Here is a 5,300-nt window from a genome sequence, read left to right as displayed (position 1 = left end):
CACCGCCCTGCTGGTCGCCGCCCGCGCGGTGGCCGGCCTGCCGGGCCTGCGCCGCCGCGACCGGGAGGCGCTCACCCGCGCCGTCACCAAGATCGAGGACGCGGCCGGCGAGAGCGCCGAGTCCAGCGCCCGGGTCGGCGTGACCTTCGAGGCCGAGGGCCAGGTCTTCGCCGACATCGACCGCGCGCTCACCGAGGGCCGCCGGCTCTGGCTGCGCTACTGGTCGCACGGCCGCGGCGGCATGACCGAGCGCGAGGTCGACCCGATCCGCCTGGTCGCCGAGGGCCACACCTACCTCGAGGCCTGGTGCCGCACCTCCGAGGACCGCCGGATCTTCCGGCTGGACCGGGTCGCCGAGATCAAGGTGCTCGACGAGCCCGCCGACCCGCCGCGGATCGAGCCGCGCGACCTGTCCGCGGGCCTGGTCAACCCGGCCGCCGACGACCCCGAGGTGATCGTCGAGGTCGGCCCCGGCGGCCGCTGGGTCGCCGAGTACTACACCCACGACAAGGCCGAGGAACTGCCCGACGGCGGACTGCGGATCACCCTGCGCAGCGCCGACCCGTCCGGGCTGCGGCCGCTCGCCCTGCGGCTCGGCCGGGACGGCCGGATCGTCTCCCCGCCGGCCCTCGCCGAGCAGGCCCGCGAGGCGGCGCTCGCCGCCCTCGCCGGCTACCCGGAGGGGCAGGCCTGACGGGTGGGGTACGGCACCAGATTCCAGGTCTACTGCTCGCAGTGCCGGGAGAAGGTCGAGCTCCCGGCGGAGGACTTCCGGCTGGTGCTCGGCCCGACCCGGGAGCGCACCTTCTACGGCTTCGTCTGCCCGGAGTGCGGGGTGTCCGTCCGCAAGCCGGCCGGGGAGAAGATCGTGCAGGCGATGACGGCGGCCGGGGTCAGCACCATGCGCCTGCTGCCGGTGGAGGGCTGACCGACCGGTAGGGTCGTGCCATGCCGTGGACCCTCACCGCCGCCGTCCTGCTGGCCACCGCCGGCCTGCTCGTCCTGGGCCTGCTCGCCGTCCGGCTCTGGGCGGACGTCCGCTCGCTGGCCCGCGCGGTCGACTCCGCCTCGCGGGCCCTGGCCGCAGCGGCGGCCGACCTTCCGGGCCGCTGACCTCCCGGACGGCAGATCTGCCGGGCCGCCGACCTCCTGGACGGCTGACCTCCCGGGCGGCCGACCTCTCGGGCCTCCGATCTGCGAGGCCGATCACCGGACCGGTGTTCCCGACGGCCGGGTACCCTCGTGGCAGGCCCCGCGGTGCGGCCGGGGCCGCAGTGGGACGGCGGTTGCCGGGCGGCAGCCGGCAACGACTACCATCGCCCGCAACGGGGAGGACGCGCCCCGCTGAGGGAATGGTGGTGCACATGCGCATCTCGCCGACGGCGATCCTGGTGGTCGCGGTCCTCGCGGTGCTGCTCTTCGGGGCGAAACGCCTGCCGGACGCCGCGCGGGCCCTCGGCCGGACGTTGCGCATCCTGCGCAGCGAGGCCAAGGCCCTGCGGACGGACGGCGCCGGTGCGCCGCCGCAGGCGCGGCCCGCGGCGGAGCCGGCACCGATGACGATCAAGCGGGCACCCGGGTCGGGCGACGCCCGTCCGGTCGGTGCCGCCGACCACGGCGCGGCCCCCCGGGGCTGAGCCGGCACCCACGGCCATCGGGGGCCCGCCGTCCGGCGGGCTCCGTCGTACGAGTTGAGGACCGGGCTTGAGCAAGTCTTCCAAGGCGCCGAAGCCGCCGAAGGACCCCGAGGGCCGGATGGCGCTCGCCGACCACCTGCGCGAGCTCCGCAACCGGGTGGTCAAGTCGGTCCTGGCCATCGTGATCACCACCGTCGTGGCGTTCTACTTCCACCGGGAGCTCACCAACTTCCTGCTCGAGCCGCTTCCCTCGTGCGGTGAGAAGGGTCTGACGGCCACCGGCGAGCGGTGCGGTGTGGTGTCGACCATCGGCCTGCTGACGCCGTTCACCCTCGCGTTGAAGGTCAGCCTCACGGCCGGCGTGGTCGCGGCCACCCCGATCTGGCTGTACCAGCTGTGGGCGTTCGTCGCGCCGGGCCTGCACAAGCACGAGCGCAAGTACTCGATGAGCTTCCTGGCGGCGGGTGTCCCGCTGTTCCTCGCGGGCGCCGTCCTCGCCTACCTGATCCTGCCCGCCACCGCGAAGATGCTGATCTCCTTCGCACCGACCGAGACCGTGCCGATCATGCCCGCCGAGGACTACCTCGACGTGGTGACCCGGATGGTGCTGGTCTTCGGCGGTGCCTTCGAGCTGCCGCTGCTGCTGGTGATGCTGAACCTGATCGGCGTGCTGAGCGGCAAGCGGTTGCTCGGCTGGTGGCGCGGCATGGTCATGGGCATCACCGTGTTCGCCGCCTTCGCCACCCCCAGTGCCGACCCGCTGAGCATGCTCGCGCTGGCCGCGCCGATCTGGGCGCTCTACTTCCTGGCGGCGGGCATCGCCGTGCTCAACGACCGCCGCCGGGCGCGGCGCAACCCGGACGCCGGGCTGGGCGACGAGGAGGCCTCGCACCTGGACCTCTCGGTCGAGGGCGTGGACGGCCCCGAGTCGATCGAGGCCTCGGCCGCCCCCGAGGCGCCCGCGCCGGTGCCGGCCGCCCGCACCGAGCAGATGGACGACATCACCTGATCCGCGCACTCCACCGGAAGCCCCGGACCGCCGAGCATCCGGCGGACCGGGGCTTCCGGCGTTGGGGCGGCTTCCGGCGCTGTGCCGGGGGCGGACGGGTCCGATGGGGTGTGATGGGAGTGACGGGAAGAACCCCGCCCGGGGCGTCCCGGAGGAGGCGTGCAGCATGCCGAAGGTGACCACGCAGAGCCCGGCCGACGGGGCCGCGCCCGCCCTCGCCCGGCGCGGAGAGCTGGAGGGCTGGACGGTCGACCACGTCGAGTTCCGGCAGCCGGTGGACGGTGCGGCGGCGATGGCCGGCGGTTGCAGCTGCCCGCACTGGGGGTACGTGCTCCGCGGCCGGATGGCCTTCCGGTTCGCCGACCACGAGGAGGTCTTCGAGGCGGGCGACGTCTTCCACCTGCCGCCGGGCCACGTGCCGCGGATCGCGGCCGGTACGGAGATCGTCCAGTTCAGTCCGACCGCGCAGCTCCGGGCCTTCGAACAGGCGGTGGCCACGGCGGCGGAGGACCGGCCGGGGTGACCCTTCCCAGCCGCTGAGCCATGTGACATATTACTGTGGTGCTCACGCAACCCAGCCACGACGTCGTGGTGATCGGCGCCGGCGTCGTCGGCGCCGCCTGTGCCTACTACGCCGCCCGGGCCGGCCTGCGGGTCGCCGTGGTCGACCGCGGCCCGGTGGCCGGCGGCACCACCGGCGCCGGCGAGGGCAACCTGCTCGTCTCCGACAAGGAGCCCGGCCCCGAACTCGACCTCGCCCTGCTCTCCACCGGCCTCTGGCGCGAGCTCGCCGAAGAGCTCGGCCCGGCCGTCGAGTACGAGCCGAAGGGCGGCCTGGTGGTGGCCGCGGTGCCCGCCGGCCTCGACGCCCTGCGGGGCTTCGCCGCCCGGCAACGGGCCGTCGGGGTGCAGGCCGAGGAGATCCCCGCCGACGAGCTGCCCGCCCTCGAACCGCACCTCGCCCCCGGCCTCGCCGGCGGCGTCCACTACCCGCAGGACGCCCAGGTCCAGCCCGCCCTCGCCGCCGCCCACCTGCTGCGCGCCTCCGGCGCCGACCGCCACCTCGGCGAGACCGTCCGGGCACTGCGGACGACCGCCACCGGCGCCGTCTGCGGCGTGGTCACCGACCGTCGGGAGCTCGCCACCGCCGCGGTGGTCAACGCCGCCGGCACCTGGGGCGGCGAGGTCGCCGCCCTGGCCGGGGTCGACCTGCCGGTGATGCCGAGGCGCGGCTTCGTGCTCGTCACCGAGCCGCTGCCGCGGATCGTCCGGCACAAGGTGTACGCCGCGGACTACGTGGCCGACGTGGCCAGCGGCTCCGCCGCCCTGCAGACCTCCGCCGTGGTCGAGGGAACCCCCGCCGGGCCGGTGCTGATCGGCGCCAGCCGGGAGCGGGTCGGCTTCGACCGCACCCTGTCGGTCGAGGTGCTGCAGCGGCTCGCCGCGCAGGCCGCCGCGCTGTTCCCGGTGCTCCGCAGGGTCGCCGTCCAGCGCGCCTACCGCGGCTTCCGCCCCTACCTGCCCGACCACCTGCCCGCCGTCGGCGCCGACCCGCGGGTGCCCGGGCTGTACCACGCCTGCGGCCACGAGGGGGCCGGCATCGGGCTCGCCCCCGCCACCGGCCTGATGATCGCCCAGCAGCTCACCGGGCAGCCCACCGCGCTCGACCCGGCGCCCTTCCGCGCCGACCGCTTCCCGGCCCCCGCACCTGCGGGCACCGGCGCCGAGCAGGCCGCCACCGGGCCGTCCGTCACCGACCGAGGAGAGGCATGACCGCGGACCGCACCCCCGCCCGGCTGGCCGACGCCAGGCCGGGGCCGGGCCACACCATCGAGTTCGACGGCCGGCCGGTGCCCGCGCTGCCCGGCCAGAGCATCGCCGCCGCCCTGTGGGCCGACGGCATCCTGGCCTGGCGCCGCACCAGGGTCGGCGGACGGCCGCGCGGCGCCTTCTGCGGCATCGGCGTCTGCTACGACTGCCTCGCCACCGTCGACGGGCAGCCCAACCGGCGCACCTGTCTGATGCCCGCCGAACCCGGCACCGTCGTCACCACCCAGGAGGGCCACGGCCGTGCCGACCTCGCCGTCTGACCCGACCTCGCCGCCCGTCCCCACCGCGGAGCCGTACGACCTCGCGGTGATCGGGGCCGGACCCGCCGGGCTGGCCGCCGCCGTCACCGCCGCCGGACTCGGCCTGCGCTGCGCCCTGCTGGACGCCGCCGAACGCCCGGGCGGCCAGTACTACCGGCACCCCGCGCCCGGCCTCGGCGCCGCCCGCCCGGACCGCCTCCACCACCACTGGCCCGCCTTCACCGCCCTGCTGGCCCGCCTGGACGCCCAGGTGTGGGCCGGCCGGATCGACCACCTCACCGGCCACCACGTCTGGACGGCCGAGCCGGGCGAGCCCTGGCGGCTGCACGCCGTCGTCGGCCCGGCCGGCAGCGGCAGTGCGGTCGTCGAGGCGCGCCGGGTCCTGCTCGCCACCGGCGCCTACGAACGGCAACTGCCCTTCCCCGGCTGGACGCTGCCCGGGGTGGTCACCGCAGGCGGCGCCCAGGCCATGCTCAAGGCCGGACTGGTGCTGCCCGGCCGCCGGATCGTGGTCGCAGGCAGCGGGCCGCTGCTGCTCGCCGCCGCCGCCTCGCTCGCCGCGGC

The 5,300-nt window shown here is 76.1% G+C and carries 9 protein-coding genes; all 9 read left to right on the top strand.

Annotation, left to right across the window (positions count from 1 at the left end; all coding sequences use genetic code 11):
* The coding region (locus tag ABZ641_RS25055) for a WYL domain-containing protein (protein WP_359985095.1) at positions 1-694 on the top strand (694 nt) is incomplete at its 5' end.
* Positions 695-697: 3 nt separating this feature from the next.
* On the top strand, positions 698-928 hold the full coding sequence (locus tag ABZ641_RS25050; protein ID WP_344621603.1) for a hypothetical protein: 231 nt from the start codon (positions 698-700) through the stop codon (positions 926-928).
* A gap of 20 nt (positions 929-948) precedes the next feature.
* Positions 949-1,113, top strand: a complete 165-nt coding sequence (locus ABZ641_RS25045; RefSeq protein WP_359985092.1) for a hypothetical protein — start codon at positions 949-951, stop codon at positions 1,111-1,113.
* Positions 1,114-1,364: 251 nt separating this feature from the next.
* Positions 1,365-1,637 (top strand): Sec-independent protein translocase subunit TatA, encoded by a 273-nt coding sequence (tatA, locus tag ABZ641_RS25040; RefSeq protein ID WP_344621605.1) that lies wholly within the window; start codon positions 1,365-1,367, stop codon positions 1,635-1,637.
* Positions 1,638-1,704: 67 nt separating this feature from the next.
* Entirely contained in the window at positions 1,705-2,646 is a 942-nt protein-coding gene (tatC, locus tag ABZ641_RS25035) for a twin-arginine translocase subunit TatC (protein WP_344621606.1), read from the top strand.
* A gap of 166 nt (positions 2,647-2,812) precedes the next feature.
* Positions 2,813-3,169 carry an AraC family ligand binding domain-containing protein gene (locus ABZ641_RS25030; RefSeq protein WP_359985088.1) on the top strand — a complete coding sequence of 119 codons (357 nt, stop codon included), beginning with the start codon at positions 2,813-2,815 and terminating at the stop codon, positions 3,167-3,169.
* 38 nt (positions 3,170-3,207) lie between these two features.
* Positions 3,208-4,419, top strand: a complete 1,212-nt coding sequence (locus ABZ641_RS25025) for an FAD-binding oxidoreductase (protein WP_359985085.1) — start codon at positions 3,208-3,210, stop codon at positions 4,417-4,419.
* Positions 4,416-4,736, top strand: coding sequence for a (2Fe-2S)-binding protein (locus tag ABZ641_RS25020; protein WP_344621609.1), 321 nt, complete (start codon positions 4,416-4,418; stop codon positions 4,734-4,736). The genes ABZ641_RS25025 and ABZ641_RS25020 overlap by 4 nt, the downstream gene beginning before the upstream one ends.
* Positions 4,717-5,300, top strand: a 584-nt coding sequence (locus ABZ641_RS25015; RefSeq protein WP_359985082.1) for an FAD/NAD(P)-binding oxidoreductase, incomplete at its 3' end; no start/stop codon positions are given. The genes ABZ641_RS25020 and ABZ641_RS25015, both read left to right, overlap by 20 nt.

Origin of the sequence: Kitasatospora sp. NPDC007106, from assembly GCF_040634455.1 — a bacterium.
GTDB lineage: Bacteria > Actinomycetota > Actinomycetes > Streptomycetales > Streptomycetaceae > Kitasatospora > Kitasatospora arboriphila.
The sequence above is the reverse complement of the archived record's forward strand: the minus strand, read 5'-3'. Positions and strand labels throughout refer to the sequence as shown.

What these genes read in the sequence shown, in the direction of transcription:
- ABZ641_RS25045 (WP_359985092.1), top strand. Translation starts at nt 949, where the DNA reads ATGCCGTGGACCCTCACCGCCGCCGTCCTGCTGGCCACCGCCGGCCTG.
- tatA (WP_344621605.1), top strand. Translation starts at nt 1,365, where the DNA reads ATGCGCATCTCGCCGACGGCGATCCTGGTGGTCGCGGTCCTCGCGGTG.
- ABZ641_RS25030 (WP_359985088.1), top strand. Translation starts at nt 2,813, where the DNA reads ATGCCGAAGGTGACCACGCAGAGCCCGGCCGACGGGGCCGCGCCCGCC.
- ABZ641_RS25020 (WP_344621609.1), top strand. Translation starts at nt 4,416, where the DNA reads ATGACCGCGGACCGCACCCCCGCCCGGCTGGCCGACGCCAGGCCGGGG.